The 16,453-nt window shown below is 34.3% G+C and carries 14 protein-coding genes and 1 riboswitch; of the genes, 6 read left to right on the forward strand and 8 right to left on the reverse strand.

Annotated elements, in window-relative coordinates; genetic code table 11:
• Positions 1 to 495: 495 nt before the first annotated feature.
• Complete coding sequence (locus QYS49_RS15215; protein ID WP_308348492.1) at positions 496 to 855, forward strand: hypothetical protein; 360 nt, start codon at positions 496 to 498, stop codon at positions 853 to 855.
• A 353-nt stretch (positions 856 to 1,208) separates the two neighbouring features.
• Here the strand turns inward: QYS49_RS15215 and QYS49_RS15220 are convergent, their stop codons facing one another.
• Positions 1,209 to 2,915 carry a YdbT family protein gene (locus QYS49_RS15220; RefSeq protein WP_308348493.1) on the reverse strand — a complete coding sequence of 569 codons (1,707 nt, stop codon included), beginning with the start codon at positions 2,913 to 2,915 and terminating at the stop codon, positions 1,209 to 1,211.
• Between the two features lie 263 nt (positions 2,916 to 3,178).
• Here QYS49_RS15220 and QYS49_RS15225 point away from each other — a divergent pair, with 263 nt between their 5' ends.
• The 3 genes from QYS49_RS15225 (at position 3,179) to QYS49_RS15235 (ending at position 3,882) form a co-directional block, all read left to right on the forward strand.
• A complete protein-coding gene (locus QYS49_RS15225; RefSeq protein WP_308348495.1) occupies positions 3,179 to 3,343 on the forward strand; it encodes a hypothetical protein in 165 nt (54 codons plus the stop codon).
• 63 nt (positions 3,344 to 3,406) lie between these two features.
• Positions 3,407 to 3,643 (forward strand): hypothetical protein, encoded by a 237-nt coding sequence (locus QYS49_RS15230; RefSeq protein WP_308348497.1) that lies wholly within the window; start codon positions 3,407 to 3,409, stop codon positions 3,641 to 3,643.
• Positions 3,644 to 3,645: 2 nt separating this feature from the next.
• Positions 3,646 to 3,882, forward strand: a complete 237-nt coding sequence (locus QYS49_RS15235; protein WP_308348498.1) for a F0F1 ATP synthase subunit delta — start codon at positions 3,646 to 3,648, stop codon at positions 3,880 to 3,882.
• 291 nt (positions 3,883 to 4,173) lie between these two features.
• Here QYS49_RS15235 and QYS49_RS15240 read toward each other — a convergent pair whose 3' ends face one another.
• The 6 genes from QYS49_RS15240 to QYS49_RS15265 all read right to left on the reverse strand — a co-directional run bounded on the left by QYS49_RS15240 (position 4,174) and on the right by QYS49_RS15265 (position 12,519).
• The gene (locus tag QYS49_RS15240) at positions 4,174 to 5,061 is read right to left on the reverse strand and encodes a DUF4249 family protein (protein ID WP_308348500.1); all 888 of its coding nucleotides are present in this window, start codon (positions 5,059 to 5,061) and stop codon (positions 4,174 to 4,176) included.
• The gene (locus tag QYS49_RS15245; protein ID WP_308348502.1) at positions 5,058 to 7,391 is read right to left on the reverse strand and encodes a TonB-dependent receptor; all 2,334 of its coding nucleotides are present in this window, start codon (positions 7,389 to 7,391) and stop codon (positions 5,058 to 5,060) included. Before QYS49_RS15245 ends, QYS49_RS15240 begins: the two co-directional genes overlap by 4 nt.
• A gap of 113 nt (positions 7,392 to 7,504) precedes the next feature.
• Entirely contained in the window at positions 7,505 to 8,023 is a 519-nt protein-coding gene (locus tag QYS49_RS15250) for a hypothetical protein (protein WP_308348503.1), read from the reverse strand.
• A gap of 295 nt (positions 8,024 to 8,318) precedes the next feature.
• Entirely contained in the window at positions 8,319 to 8,894 is a 576-nt protein-coding gene (locus QYS49_RS15255) for a PAS domain-containing protein (protein WP_308348504.1), read from the reverse strand.
• 252 nt (positions 8,895 to 9,146) lie between these two features.
• Positions 9,147 to 9,337, reverse strand: a riboswitch (cobalamin riboswitch).
• A gap of 286 nt (positions 9,338 to 9,623) precedes the next feature.
• On the reverse strand, positions 9,624 to 11,420 hold the full coding sequence (gene typA, locus QYS49_RS15260) for a translational GTPase TypA (RefSeq protein ID WP_308348506.1): 1,797 nt from the start codon (positions 11,418 to 11,420) through the stop codon (positions 9,624 to 9,626).
• Positions 11,421 to 11,646: 226 nt separating this feature from the next.
• Positions 11,647 to 12,519 (reverse strand): hydroxymethylglutaryl-CoA lyase, encoded by an 873-nt coding sequence (locus QYS49_RS15265; RefSeq protein ID WP_308348508.1) that lies wholly within the window; start codon positions 12,517 to 12,519, stop codon positions 11,647 to 11,649.
• Positions 12,520 to 12,659: 140 nt separating this feature from the next.
• Between QYS49_RS15265 and QYS49_RS15270 the strand changes: the two genes are divergently transcribed.
• Positions 12,660 to 14,144 (forward strand): lipopolysaccharide biosynthesis protein, encoded by a 1,485-nt coding sequence (locus tag QYS49_RS15270; RefSeq protein WP_308348509.1) that lies wholly within the window; start codon positions 12,660 to 12,662, stop codon positions 14,142 to 14,144.
• On the opposite strand, the gene QYS49_RS15275 is transcribed toward QYS49_RS15270, so the two are convergent.
• The gene (locus QYS49_RS15275) at positions 14,134 to 15,219 is read right to left on the reverse strand and encodes a DegT/DnrJ/EryC1/StrS family aminotransferase (RefSeq protein ID WP_308348511.1); all 1,086 of its coding nucleotides are present in this window, start codon (positions 15,217 to 15,219) and stop codon (positions 14,134 to 14,136) included. The two genes, QYS49_RS15270 and QYS49_RS15275, sit on opposite strands and share 11 nt — an antisense overlap.
• Before the next feature lie 178 nt (positions 15,220 to 15,397).
• Here QYS49_RS15275 and pfkA point away from each other — a divergent pair, with 178 nt between their 5' ends.
• Complete coding sequence (gene pfkA, locus QYS49_RS15280; protein ID WP_308348513.1) at positions 15,398 to 16,369, forward strand: 6-phosphofructokinase; 972 nt, start codon at positions 15,398 to 15,400, stop codon at positions 16,367 to 16,369.
• Positions 16,370 to 16,453: the final 84 nt, after the last annotated feature.

Below are 16,453 nucleotides of genomic sequence, written 5' to 3' on the forward strand. Positions count from 1 at the left end.
TTGGTTAAAATATTTAGGTTAAGATTGAAATAAGTATTAATTCTTACATGCGAATATAGAAGTTATAGTTCACTTTTTTAAAGCAACGAATGATTTTTTTATTGAGGCTGCGAGATCTTAACTACATTACTAGCATGCCAGCTCATCAGAATTAAATTCACAATAGTGTAAACCAATTCAATTCTCTCAAAAATTGATGGGCTACTTACAACATCTGACAGATAATCTAGAAAACTACTATTCAACAATTAGAGGGTGGAAAACCGTCAAATCTCACCACACAAATACCGCCCTTAAATCGTGGGTATTTTTACTTGTTTTTAAAAATTGGGTATTTCTACGCTCAAAAATACAGACTCAGACAAAGAACTTTGATTCATAATCAAAGCAAAATATTCGATTGAGTAGCTACTATCATTGCTATTGGTTGCAAAGGCGGAACCCGAAAAGCCTTTTCAAATAGAGTAGGAAATTAAAATCAAAAACTTAAAAATCATGTCAAAATATTATTCATTTAGTGACGAAGCAGTAAAAAATGCAATTGAAGCGGCTCAAAACACACATAAAGAAACTCAACTTAATGCAACTCAGTCAGATTTTAACGTGCATCGCGGTGGATGCATGTTGGTAGCTGCTGAATGTGTTAAAGTAACTACCGAGGGACATAGTGTTTGTGTAGAATTACCTTTAGGCTTTGGAAAACACTGTTTTTCTTTACCAGTAAGCATTCCAAGTGGATCAGTTGGTCAGGCTTGCTTAAGTATATGTACAACTTGGGGAATTCCTACTGGAGTTAAAGTAAGTGTTGTAATTGCTGGAATTACAGTAGTAAGCCAATCATTTGGTAAATGTTAATTCAATAATTTTGATAAGGGGATTTATTCTCCTTATCAATTTATCTTCTCAACTGGGTTATGGATTAGAAAAAGAGGTTCTTGTGTCCTAAAGTTAAATACTGAAGGGAGGCACAGGTGTTGTTTTCATTTTCAATGAAAGAAATATCTATTGCTGTCGATGCAGATGGTAAGCATACCGATGAGAAGAAGTCAATGAATTTGAGATGATTGAGACTTCCTTTCAATAAGCCATCATAATCGAGAATTCTTAGAGAAATCTTAAACAAACAGTAAATAAAAAACAGCATAACGAAGTATTGAGCACAAAAAAACCGGTATTAACCGGCTTTCCATTTTAATTAAAATATTTTATCACGCTTCATTCTGATTCATTTTATAATATTTATCAAAGAAGTCCTTCATCTGTTCAGCTGTTGTTCTGTTTTTTAGCCTGATAGCAACATTCGTTTTCTCATCATTTCCAAAGACTAAAGAAATTTTATGATAAGAATTAGGACTGCTACTACTTCCGCCTGATTGAAGAAAATCACCAATTTTAAAACCCTTAATTTCTTCTTTGAGAATAGATCTTATTTTGTAAGGAATCCCCATCCATTTATGTTGAACTTCCATTTTTTCTGGGGTCAAGCTGACTTTCAAGGTATAAAAGCTCTCAAAAATCGTCAAGCCAAATGTAATCAGACCGAAAAAGCCTAGAACAATTGTTAGAGCCAAAGGCCATTCCTCTTCTGTCATGCTGTAGCCTGCAAGCGCTAACATGCCACCTCCCAATAGAAACCCAAATATCAGTAAGGTTTTAAGGATCCTGAAATTTGGGAACCTTATTGTGTATTCTTCTCCATTCTCAGTGAATTCAGTTACATCATTAATCAATTGAAAAGCAAATTTCTTAGTATCTGGATGCTCTTTAGAATCTAATTCTATAGTCGATAATTCAGATGTGTTGTAAACCGGAATTTCAAATTGCCTGCTGAAGTGATCATTATCATAAGACACAGTACTTACTACATTCCAGTGGATTCCCGCTTTTGAAAGGCTTGATTCACTTTTATCCGATGGAATATCAAATCTAAATTGTGCGCTATGAGAATCATTATTTAAATATGCAAAGCCTGTGGTTTGCCAAATGAGATTTTCGTGTCTTTTCCTATCGTTCCCCGATCTACTATATCTCACGCTCATACAATTTACTTTTAACTCAACTGTACTATTTTTTGGAATGGCTTTCTTAAAATTAATAACTCCACCAAGATGACCACCAATAGAAGCAGGAAAAGGATCCAAAACCATAGTGCCGGTTCCATTTTTTACGATATCAAAAAACTTAGATAAAACACTAAAAATTAAAATCACACCTATTAAAGGAAACAATCCTACTAGCCAAATCGCAGGATCATCAGTCCCCTCTTCTTTTAGGAATAATACCAAAATCGGAAATGAAATTAAATTCCAAAGTATTGTAAAGAAAACCATACCTCGATTACTTGCTGCTGTATTGCAAGAAATTTGATTTCTTTTCCATTTACTTTTCTCAAGCCAAGGCTTTGCGATAGTTCCTGTTTCCGACTTTTTATTCCTGATTGCTTTTATAACCATAAAAAGACCTATAAAAACAAATAAACTAGGCAATAAAATGGTCATTATCAATACTGGAATTTCCATATTTTGCATCTCCTGCTGTAATTCAGGTGATGCAGGATCTATGTAAAAAACTTTCTCAGGCTCACTCTTCCATTCCTCAAGGATTGTTTCTTTATTCCTTTTGGTCATCTCATGTTGGCTGGAATCCCGAACATCGGTTTCTTCTATTTGAAGGGTGTAATCTTTTCCATTATATTGATACTCGTAATCGGCAGTAAGGGTGTAAACAAATTGTCCATCATTATTTGTTGTCCAATCTAAATTGGTCTCCTTAATTGTACCCTTTACTTCCACATAGGATTTTTGATCAAACCACTTTGCGACAAGAGGATAGCTTACTTGACTTAAAAAAAATAATCCCATGCCTAAAAAAAGCATAGGAAAAATGATGGCAATTATTTTCTTCGGATTCATCATCCAAAAATAGATTAAATATCATAAATCCAAAATAAAATATGTTTTTATTTAGATAATATGTTCGTTTAAATATAGGACTCAAAGGTAAGCTTGAGAGAAGAAAAAAGGATATTATCGATTAAATATGCACTTTTCTTACTCAAATAGCGTTATAAGAACATTCATTTAAATACAATTAAGTGTCTAATTGACTATTTTGTGACTTTTTATTATCCACATTCATTAAATATTTTATAAATTCACTTTATCAAAAAAAGTATAAAATGGAATCTAGATCAAATAAATCAGAAATTATTGATACATTCTCAAATGTTAGATATTTTTCTTTTGAGGAAAAGAAGGCTCCATTATTAGATACTGAAGGAGTTAATAGACTTTTAGATGCTATTATTGATTTTAAAAGCGTTTTGAATGAAAAGACTCATTAAATAAACTCATTAAATGATAGAATTGAAAAAATAACTTGGTTCAATGATTTAGATGAAGAAAGTTTGATACTTTTAAATGATATCATTTCTTCTGCCAAGGATTTACGCACTTCTCTGATAAGACAATATATTTCATTGAATTTCTTAATAAGCAACGGAATTGCAAAAGATGAAATTAAAGAATTTAAGAATTCAATCGATGAATTAAAAGAGTCTTATGAGGATTTAGAGTCTGTGTTTTTCTTTCTCCCCGAAATGCCAGACTTTGTTGAAACCACAAAAAAGCTCTCCCTTATTTAAAGATGGATTTATATTGTTTAGAGGACTTTAAGGTAGAATTCGATAAACTAAAATCTAAAAAATCCTATAAAACATTAGAGCAAAATGTAATTGATTACTTCTTTGGAAAAACCAGTCAAGAGCTTTGTTCGGGCGTTAGACTAAATAATAGTAGTGACACTCCTTATATCAAAAAACGTCTGGACGGTAGAGGTGGCTTCAGAGTTTATTTTCTTTTAATAATAAAAGGAGATTCTTAATATTTGATGTTTGTTCACCCTAAAACTGGTACTCATGGTTCTGACAATATAACTGATGAGTCAAAAGCTTACCTATACAAGAAGGTGCTAAATTGTATTAAGTCAAATAAGTTGTATAAAATGACTTTGGATGAATCAAAGGCAACCATAAAGTTTGACAAACTATCTTAAAGATATTTACCTAAACCAAATAATACAGCAAAGTTTAATTTTTACTAGTACTAGATAAAGTAACAAAACTAATTATCGGCAGTAAAATACTTTCACTGCCGATAATTTGATATCAAATATTTAATCTTCAACCATCACCGTATTCCGCGTGATGTTAATGGCCTCTACTACTCCATACCCTCCATTTACATTGGAGTAATGAGGAGCAGGCTCGCTAAAAACAAGATCAATAAATTCATATTCAAAATTGTAAAAACCAGCTTCATAACCCGATTCGTTTATGGAAATCATTTCTACTATGTAGCCTTCATAAATATTTTCAGCTTCTATCGGGAAATTAGATGTATACTTCGCTACTCTAAGAGGATAGTCAACACTTTGGTTCTTATAACATTCATTAGTAAATTGATATGCAAGCGTACAAGGGCCATCTGTTTCATCCGACTGTATACTCCAGGCGCTACTTAGCTCTTCAGTTGGCTCACCGTCTATAATACCTTTGACTCTGAAGCTGTAATAAGGTATTTCTTCATCAATAAAGAGATTTAGATTAAGCAACCAAGCATCATTAGATTGAGGAGGATCAGATTTTGTATAATTAGAGAGTGTAATACTATTAACCTGAGGCGCTTTATAAAAATAAACCAAATCGCTTTCCACTTCACCATAAGGAGTGTTAACCTTTATAAGGTAGCTATTTGAAATTTCAAAATCATATTCTAAACTATAATTCCCTTCCCCTTCTTCTATAAAAGAAGTAAGATGACCATCTGTATCATGCAATTGTATATCTGCATCCTCAATTGCTCTATTGGTTTTAAACTCTCCTTTTATGAGAGCACTATAAGTCAATCTTGCGTAAGATACCCCATTATTATTGAGAGAAACAAACAGCACTGGCTTAATTTCCTCCACTTCAAAATCATAGTCCAAAGGTCTCTCACATGCAAAGAACAGCAGTGGAATGGCGATACATAAAAAGCCAGTTAATTTATTCAAATTAATCATTTGTTCTTAAATAAGTTCATGCCAAAAGAAACATAGGGAAGTACAGGGATAAAGCCTATACCTCTATAATTCGTATAACTATTCTCTTCATCTAGATATAGTAGCTCTGGAGCAAATACATTCGGGTTTATATGATTATAAGCATTTATCACCCCAAAAGACCAAGTACGATCTCTGCCCTTTTTTTCAAAACTATAGGTAGCTCCTAAATCCAATCGATGAAAAGCAGGCAATCGGGCGTTATTGCGATCTCCATAAATCATATAATCACCCCATTCTCCGTCTATAATGGCAATTGGAGCTGTAAAAGGTCTCCCTGTTTGAAAATTCCATACAGCATTAAACTTCCAGCTTGCATTTAGGTCATAGTTCACCATCACACTTAAGTCATGCGTTTTGTCGAAGCTTGAAGGATACCAATCCCCTTCATTAATCTCCAGAAATTTACGTTCAGAACGAGCCCAAGTATAACTGACCCAGGCATCCCAATTTTTATAATCTAAAGTAATCATGTTTTCAAAACCATAAGCAAATCCCATTCCGTTAGTAGCCAATTCATTTTCCCAGTCTAAAGATGGGGACAATTGAAGCAATGAGCTTCTTGAATAATCAATTAGGCTCGTCATGTTTCGAATATAGGCTTCGGAAGAGAAAGTAATCGATCTATTCTTTGAAGACTTACTAAAGCCCAAACTGGTTTGACTTGCCCTTGATGGTGGGATTAATTGAGTAGATGGTAGCCATACATCATTTGGTAAACCTACAGAATTAGCGTTCAATAAATGTAAAAATTGGCTGGTTTTAGCATAGGCCAACGACCAATTCCAACCTTTTAACCCTTCCCTATTGATGTTGAACCGGTACTCTGGGCTTTGATAATTTGCACCCTCCACGAAAAAGTTTACATATCTAAAACCTGTACTCATACTCCAATATTTACCCCATTCAAAGTTTGTCTGCATGTAAGCAGCTACTTCCTGTCCGCCTAATACTTGTCTATTAATTGAGGTTTGATCGGTTGAACTGTTCTTTACTTCGGAAACAAAAGGTTTGAAGCCCAGGTAGGCCGCTTCCAGTCCTGCACTGATATCGATCCATTTATAAATAGGAATAAATAGTTCTGTTTTTAAACGGCTATCTGACACTGAGCTGCCTACTTCATTGGAATTTTCTTCCGTAGCTTCCTGCCCTGGCTCAGGGTCTTCTATGCTTATAATATTACTTATATCAGATTGATATCTATAGGTAGAGTAGGATAATGTATTCTTCCAGAAAAGTCCCTTTCTTAGTTTTTTATTGTGTCGTAGGCTAGCCACTGTATTGCCCCAATTCAGATTAAATGCCGTAGTTAAACGGTCTGATCTTTCTCCAACCTGCCAAGTATCATTGCTGTTATATAAACTCAAGTAGATATGGTCGGTGTCAGAAAACTTATAATTAATTTTCGCATTGATGTCGTATAACCAATAATTAAATCGATAATCACCTGTGCCCAAACGATAAGCAATATTGAAAGGCAATGTAAGTAGATTCAAATAAGAACTTCTTGCGGACAGAAAGTAAGATCCGCAACCATCATCAACAGGCCCTTCAATTTGTCCTTTAGAGCTAATAATTCCAACATCTAATTTACCTTCCGTTTCATTACGATTCCCTTCCCGCATGGTCATATCAATTACAGATGACAAGCGACCACCATAACGGGCAGGGAAATTGCCTTTATAGATATCAACGTTTTTTATAGCATCACCATTAAAGGTAGAAACCAAACCGAACAAGTGAAAGGGGTTAAATATGACAGCATCATCGAGCAGAAAAAGGTTTTGATCAGGGCTTCCTCCGCGCACATATAGGGCAGCTGTACCTTCTTGACCACCCGTTATACCAGGTAGTAAGGCCATCGATTTAATGATATCTTTCTCACCCATAATGGCCGGAGCTTCTTGTAATTTAGCTACATGAGGGCTCAACTTACCTAATTGCTGGCCGTGTTGAGGTCGACTTGCTTTTACCTCCACCTCTTGCAAAGTGATGGGGCTTAATGATATCACGAGACTACTGTCATTTTGACCACTAAAATCTATTTGTTGAGGTTCAAATCCTGTATATGAAATGAGTAAGCTTGTTTTTTCATTACTTTTAACCTTAACAGAAAAGTAACCAAAATTATTAGTGATGACACCTTGGGTAGTTCCCAATAATTGAACAGTTGCACTCACCAATCGCTCAGCTGAGGATTTATCTTCAACAAAACCGCTAAGCGTAATTTGCTGAGCACTTAAGCTTCCTAGAATAAAGAAAGCAATTAAAAAGGCAATGTTTTTTTTCATTTTATACTACTAGGGAAAATAGTTGGCTTATTATATATTTTTATAAATTAAGGATTCAATCTAAAGTACTGATTTCATTTATATTATATCGGTATGAATTCGAATTCACTTTGCTATAAATTTTCTGCAACCACTGGGCTTTTCAATTTCTCAAGTATAGCTTTTCCTTCTTCCTTCAAGATTTGAGATAAAGTTGGAGTCGCTCTAAGCACACCTTCAAAAATGTTAAATCCATGACGAACATAATATGTTTCTCCTGGTTTCAAATAAAGATGAAGCTCGGAAGAGGGTCCTGCTTCACTGAGCAAATTAATCGATTTCTGATTAGTTGACCATGTGAGGTAACTTCTAGACTTCAGTTTGCCGATCTGTTGCTCATTCGAATAAATATTAGCTGTAACTAGATTAGCACACCTGCTATCACGAATCACATAAATTGTTGAGTTTTCTGCATTATCCGAATCTGAGGGTAAATTCACCAATTGTTTTGATGGTGCACAACTTATCAAGCTAATTAAGGCAGATACAATAATTAAAAATTTCATTAATGGATGATCTATTATGTGTGGTTCTAAAATTAATATCGAATTGAAATGCCCCTCTAAATCTAAAACATTGGAAACTTTATTCAAGCGTCAATGGGGTTTTGGTCGAGTGGAATTATTTCAAAAATATATACTAAAAATTACATGTAGTATACATTTGTTATTAAATATTTTAAAAAATTTTTAGTCTCTTAAACTGCAGTTATAGTAAGAAAACACTCAGTTTAGATTTAATGCTTTAACCATTTTAATATATGTACTATTACTTCGGAATTATTTTATATAATAGAGCTAAACAACTAATTAGAATTATAGAATCTTGTTTATAAGCTGATTCGTTCAAGGAAATCATTTCTACTATGTAACTATCCTACTTATACAATCATCGGATTTCTTGTTCCAAAGCTAAAAAATGTGAAATCCGATTTTCGGAATCATGAAGAGGAAATATATCTACCTTACAGTCATATTCCTCTCCATTTTTGCGATAGTTTTTGATACTGATACTAAAATTCCGATCTTCTTGAAGCTTTTGCCTAAAAATTGACCGAGTGTTTGAGTCAGTATTTTTCCCTTGCAAAAAAGTAGGTGTTAATCCAACAGCTTCTTGCGCTTTGAAACCTGTCATTGCTTCAAATCCGCTATTTACCCAGAGAATTTCTTTTTCTAGATTGGTTAAGACAAGCGCCTCAAAAGGGTTTTTCAGTATCTTTTGGATATTCTCTTGCCACCTATTTCGCTGAGCATATTTTTCCAGACAAGATAAGTCTATTTTAATTTTGGAGAGAACATTGGCATTACTCATTGCGGCAATATCATGACAATGTAATACATTTTTGAAATCCTTAGGAGTGTCCAGTATTTTGGTATGCATTTTATGATATTCTTGAGGACTTAAGTCCATCAAATAAATATCTAAACACATCATATTACTCAAGTTATTCTGGTACTTAATCATTGATAATTTTTATTAAAAATATGCTTGCATGCTTTATTACTTTCTATCGTAAGATAGTTAAAGTCGTGATTTTGCATTGCAATAAATATTTGAAGTTCTAAACACACTGTCTCAAAACTTCCTAATGCACTAATGATACAGATTGGAAATAAGAAAAGAGCTAACAAGTAGAGATCCACTTAACCTATAAAAAGCAAGTTTATAATAATAACTACTCATCAGACCTGAAGCTTACCCCAATCCACGAGGGCAACTATCAATACTTTACAGGCAAGTCTCCTGACTTGTAACAATTTTTGCTAACCTTCTCAACCTGAATGCTCAGGAAAATGGTATCTGAGGCAAAAACCTATGTGTTACATACAGTTGCGGGACAGTTCGTGATTCTCACACGATTCCTTATTAATTAGCATCTCTGCCAAACCTGCTAGGTGTCGATGAAATTATGAAACATAATAATTCTCTATAAAAGTATCTTATTAATCATTAATCGCAAAACATTGAATAATAAATCTTTAATGGCATTATTCTGTTAGCAGCAGCAATTTAAGCAAATGGCTGCTGTGTCTCCAACCAATGTTAATCCTTGGGATAAATGAAACTTGATTTCAAATAAACAAGATCTATTTCTTCATAAGGATGACCTCTCAATCGGGCATTAAGCATAAAAAAAGCCGGCATCAACCGGCTTTTCATTTTTAATAATATGTTTTTAATCAAGACTTGTCTTTATTTCGACATTCTTTTACGCTCGTTTTCGTCAAGATAGATTTTACGCATTCTGATGCTTTTTGGCGTTACTTCCAAATACTCATCTTTCTGAATAAATTCCATAGCCTCCTCTAATGAGAAATTGATTTTCGGAGCAATTCTCATTGCGTCATCAGTACCTGATTTACGCATATTGGTTAACTGCTTTCCTTTATTGATATTCACATCCAAATCATTATCTCTTGAGTGCTGACCAATAACCTGACCTTTGTAGATCACATCACCCGGATCAACGAAGAACACACCTCTGTCTTGCAATCTATTGATCGCAAATGCTGTAGAAGCTCCCTCCTCCATGGAAATTAGTGATCCTTTGTTCCTTTCAGGAATATGTCCTTTATATGGAGCATATTCTTTATATCTATGATTCATTACAGCTTCTCCAGCTGTAGCAGTCATCATGTTATTTCTTAGGCCTATAATACCTCGTGCTGGGATTTCAAATTCCAAATGCTGAACATCACCTTTTGGCTCCATCACTAACAATTCACCTTTTCTTTGGGTCACTAACTCAATAGCTTTACCTGAAACATCATCTGGCACATCAATAACCATATGCTCAATTGGCTCACAACGAACACCATCAATTTCTTTATATAATACTTGTGGCTGACCTACTTGCAATTCATAGCCTTCTCTTCTCATGGTTTCAATCAAGACAGACAAGTGCAAAATACCTCTACCGTAAACCAAGAATCGATCTTCAGAATCTGTAGATTCTACACGCAAGGCCAGGTTTTTCTCAGTCTCTTTCATCAAACGATCACGCAAATGACGAGAAGTAACGAATTTACCTTCTTTACCAAAGAATGGAGAGTTGTTGATAGTGAAAAGCATACTCATGGTAGGCTCATCAATAGAAATTCTTGGTAATGGCTCTGGATTTTCAGGATCAGTTACCGTATCTCCAATATCAAAACCCTCTAAACCAATGATTGCACAAAGATCTCCTGAATGTACTTCCTCCACTCTCTTTCTTGCTAAGCCTTCGAAAGTATGCAATTCTTTGATTCTCATTTTCTTAACAGAACCGTCCTTTTTACATAGACCTATTTGCATGCCTTCTTTCAAGGTACCTTGGTATAACCTTCCAATAGCAATTCGCCCTACGAAAGATGAATAATCCAAAGATACAATCTGTAATTTAGGGATACCTTCTTTAACAGGTGCTGCAGGGATTGTTTTAATGATTTCATCCAAAAGAGGGAAAACATTATCAGTCTGCTCTTTCCAATCAGTGCTCATCCAACCGTTTTTACTTGAACCGTAAATGGTTTGGAAGTCTAGCTGATCTTCAGTAGCATCTAAGTTGAACATTAAATCGAAAACTTGCTCGTGCACTTCATCAGGACGACAGTTTTCTTTATCCACTTTATTGACTACAACAATTGGCTTCAAGCCTAAGTCTAATGCTTTTCCTAATACAAAACGAGTTTGTGGCATTGGTCCTTCAAAGGCATCCACTAAAAGCAAAACACCATCGGCCATTTTCAAAACTCGCTCTACTTCTCCTCCAAAGTCAGAGTGACCAGGAGTGTCAATAATATTAATCTTAACCCCGTTATAAGTAACGGAAACGTTTTTACTCAAAATGGTAATTCCACGCTCTCTTTCTAGATCATTATTATCTAAAATTAATTCGTCTGATTCCGTTCCTTCACGAAATTCCTGACAAGCATAGATAATTTTGTCAACCAAAGTAGTTTTACCGTGGTCAACGTGGGCAATAATCGCCACATTTCTAATTTCTGACATCTAAATAATATAAATAAATTAACTGATATTCAATTAGTTAATACTATTATTAAAAAGTTTCAACTAATCAAGTTGCAAAGGTAAGTAAAATAGTTTGCGGGATAATGCTTTTAGAAAAATATTAATGATTCCGTAATCTAATATCTTACCTAAACAGTCCTGCAATTACTAACGTAATGAAATCTTAATTACAACCATTGCAACTCTTGCTAAACTACAAAATTGATTACTTACCCGGAAATATTTCTAAAGCCAACCTCTGAGCCTCAGAAAATGCTTCTTGATTTATCCCTAAATCAATATTATTTTGGTTGAAATAAGCTACCATATCTTCAGTTACCATATTGCCTACCAAATCATCCTTTGCCATAGGACAGCCACCAAATCCTTTTATGGCTCCATCAAATCTTCTGCAACCAGCTTTATAAGCCGCTTCTACCTTCTCCCAAATCGTAGCAGGATTACTGTGTAGATGCGCTCCGAACTCTATATGCGAATATTCAGGAATCAACTGCTCAAAAATCCATGAAATATTATCTGGATTGGAGACTCCAATTGTATCAGAAAGCGAAATTACTTTCACATCAATTTTATCTAATTTCTCTACAAATTCCTGTACAAATCCTGCGTCATACGGATCTCCATAAGGATTCCCAAAACCCATAGAAAGGTAAACCACCAAGGTTTTCCCGTTTGCAATTGTGAGTCCTTGAATTTCAGATAAATCTTCCATGGCGGTAGCAATTGAGCGTTTGGTATTGCGCTGCTGAAATGTTTCCGATAATGAAAGAGGATACCCCAAATAAGAAATCTGCTCGAACTTCACTGCATCAGAAGCTCCCCTTTGATTTGCAATGATGGCTAATAATTTTGAACTAGATTTTTGCCAGTCAATTTTATCAAACACTTCAGCGCTATCCCTCATTTGTGGAATGGCCTTAGGTGAAACAAAACTCCCTGCATCAATTGTATCAAACCCCACTGTGAGCAATTGATTTATATAATTTATTTTTTGCTCGGTAGGAATAAAATCATGCAATCCTTGCATGGCATCTCTTGGGCATTCTATAAGTTTAATGTTTTCATTTTTCGTTTCCATATTCCAAAGCTAAGCAATAGGATTTTTAGCTAAAAGAATTATTTATTAGGATTGAATTTTCATTAAAGATAAATCATAAGTATAATAGCAGTTTATTAAATGCATCTTCTTAATTTTCAGCTTCGAATTAAAAAATATCCGTGGGAGTTATCATCAAACAAAGTGCTTATGCCTCTATCATCAACTACATTGGAGTTGCAATAGGTGCTGTCAATATGATATTTCTTTTCCCTGAATTCTTGAGCAAAGAAGAATTAGGCCTTACCAAAGCAATGATTTCTATGGCTGTTATATTATCTCCATTTGCTCAAGTAGGACTTGCTAGAAGCACTCTAAGATATTTCCCAAGGTTTAATAAAGGACCCAATTCATCAGGCAGGTTTTTTACTTTCGTGTTGATCATGGCTTTCTTCACTATTACCCTCTTTATTGGCTTTTTTCAATTAATTGACCAATGGATTTTTGAGTTTTTTGAAAAGAATGCGCCTGAGTTAATCCATCAATATTGGTTGATTATCATTTTGGCTGCTATTATGGTTTATATCTCCATATTTGAAGCCTATTTCAAAGCGCAGTTAAATGTGGTGATCCCAACCTTTATAAGGGAATTTCTATTGCGGATATTAAGCAGTTTATTAGCTTTTATTTATTTCTTAGATGTCATTTCCTTTGAATGGTTTTTAAGATTCTCAATCGCTACATATGCGTTTAGTCTTTTATTGATGATATTAATATTATTATTCAAAGGGCAATTACGATTCGATTTTTCAATCTTCCATCTCAAAAAATCTTTCATTAAAGAAATGATGAAATATATGGTTTTTATTATGGCGGGTGCTGTGGGTTCAGTTATTGTTTTACAAATTGATCAACTAATGGTAACAGGATTTCTTGGGTTAAAAGAAAATGCCGTTTATGTTATTGCTTTTTTTATGGGAACCGTAATTGAGATTCCTAGGCGGAGTATTTCACAAATGTCTGATGCTATTATTGCCAATGCCTTTGAAAATGAAAGACTAGATGAGATCAAAAAGATCTATAAGCAAAGCAGTATCAATCAGCTAATTTTAGGGAGCTTTGTGTTTATATTGGTAGTAATCAACTTAGATAATATCTATGCCATTATGCCATCCGGGGATGATTATTCAAGTGGGAAACTAATTGTTATTATTATTGGACTGAGTAAGCTTATTAATATGGGATTTGGGGTTAATTCAGAAATCATTATTTCTTCAAAACACTATAAAAGTAATATCTATTTTGTATTGATTTTAGCGACATTAACTATTGGGCTTAACGTTATATTAATTCCGAAATATGGATTAACAGGTGCTGCACTAGCGACTTTTGCATCCGTATTTTTATTTAATTTAATCAAGATGATTTATATCTATTACAAATTACAATTTCATCCGTTTTCTATTCATACTTTAAGTGCCGTGCTGCTGTCTGGATTATGTTTTTTTATAGTGAGTATAGTCCCCCAATTCTCTAACCCAATTTTAAATGGAGCTTATTTGTCAATCCTCACGGTTATGATTTTTGGTTTATTGATGCTGTTTTTTAAACCTTCAAAAGAAATCACTAAAATAATTCAGCCGATTAGAGATAAGTTTAACCTTTAAAAAAAGCTTTCACATTTTCAGCTACATATTCTATTTCTTCTTCGGAGTGATTAGGGTGAATAGGAAGAGATAAAACCATTTTAGAAGCTTTGGAGGCGTTATAGAAATTCTCTTTTATTTCAAATACTTTCATATCCGAAAGTGCAGCTGGATAATGAATATCAGTTTCAATTCCTTTTTCTAATAGAAACTTCTGAAGTTCATCTCTCCTATCTGTTCTTATTACAAACTGATGATAAACATGACCATCTGTTTTAGGGGGTAGAATACAATCGGTATCAGCCAATATATTATAATAAATAGCTGCTAACTTTTGTCTTTTTTCATTATCAGAATCAAGGAAAGGGAGATTAGCACATAAAACAGCGGCTTGAACTTCATCCATTCTGCTATTTCTTCCTAATTGTAGATGCTCATTACGAGTTTGCTGACCATGATTAGCCCACAGAAGGCACTTTTTAGCTAGTTTTTCATCATTTGTAGCAATAGCACCTGCATCACCCAAAGCAGCTAAATTTTTGGTGGGATAAAAACTGAAAGCTGTAACGTCTCCAAATGTCCCAGCCAGTTTTCCATTTAATGTTGCCCCGTGAGCTTGTGCACAATCTTCTATCAATACAACATTATACTTGGCGCAGATAGAAACTATCTTTTCAATTTCAGGATGAACCAACCCAAATAAGTGAGGTAGAATTAATGCTTTGGTGTTATCATTAATCTTTTTCTCTAAATCAGAAAATTGGATTCCGAAATGGATGATATCAATATCGCAAAACACCACTTTTGCCCCCACTAATTGGATGACTGAAGAATCAGAAAACCAACTAAAAGCTGTAGTTATCACTTCATCGTCTTGCTTTATTCCCAAACTTCTCAATATTATTTCCAAAGCATCGGTACAATTTGCAGTAGGTATGATATGTTGAAGCTTTAAATATTTCGAGAATTCTTCCTTAAATCTGACCAAATAATCGCCATTCATCATGACTCCCTTATCTAATACATCATCTATTACCGCTTTTACTTCTTGACGGATAGGCGTTAACTTTAAAAAAGGAACTGATTCAATCATCATATCGTAATTTATGATTAGTATTTATTTCAAATATATAGTGATTTTTATTTGCATTAACAGCATCGCTTTTCCAATTTTAAATTTGATTTAGAAGTGATTGAGCAATAAAAATCATTAAATTGAACTTATATTATTAATATTTCAAAGATTGAAATTTTTACTTAAAAATAAGCCATAAATGAAGAAAGTAGCAATAATGACCTCTGGTGGTGATGCACCTGGCATGAATGCATGCCTAAGGGCAGCTGTAAGAGGCGCGGTATATCATGGAGTAGAAATGTATGGAATATATAGAGGTTATGACGGAATGATTGAAGGTGACATCATTAAAATGAATTCTCATTCTGTAAGTAATATAATTCAAAAAGGAGGGACAATTCTGAAGTCTGCTAGAAGTGAAGAATTTAAGACCAAAGAAGGAAGAAAAAAAGCTTTTGAGAATTTACAAAAACACGGTATTGAAGGTTTAATCACAATTGGTGGAGATGGAACTTTCACTGGAGCCAAAATTTTCTACGAGGAATATGGAATTCCTACGGTTGGTGCTCCTGGCACTATTGATAATGATCTATACGGAACTGATTATACCATAGGATTTGATACAGCAGTCAATACAGCTTTAGGTGCGATAGACAAAATACGAGATACGGCAGATTCTCACAACCGCCTCTTCTTTATTGAAGTAATGGGAAGAGATTCTGGTTATATAGCTATTCGTTCAGGTATTGGTGGGGGCGCTGAATTAGTAATGGTTCCGGAGACTTCAACTAGCATCAATGAAGTAATTAGCACTTTGAGAGATGGATGGGCTCGTGACAAAACCTCCTCAATCGTAGTGGTTGCAGAAGGAGACGAAGAAGGAAATGCCATGGAAATAGCTGCAAAGGTAAAAAAGGAACTCAGTCAGAAGGATATTAAGGTTTCCATTTTAGGACATATACAACGAGGTGGCTCACCTAGTGCTCAAGATAGAATTCTTGCCAGCAGATTAGGATTGGGAGCATTAGAAGGCTTAATGAAAGGTGAAAAAAATGTAATGGCTGGAATTATCAATGATAAATTGGTTTATACTTCTTTTGAGGACAGTATCACCAAAAACAAGCCTCTAAACCAGGAATTAATTCATATGGTTAAGGTGTTGAGCGTCTAATTTCCTTGAAAAAAACATAGAATTGACTATTCAAGAAACTATTATAATTATTTAACGCTCATACAAGCTTAAAGGAAACCAAAA

This window comes from Marivirga salinae (genome assembly GCF_030503855.1).
Taxonomy (GTDB): domain Bacteria; phylum Bacteroidota; class Bacteroidia; order Cytophagales; family Cyclobacteriaceae; genus Marivirga; species Marivirga salinarum.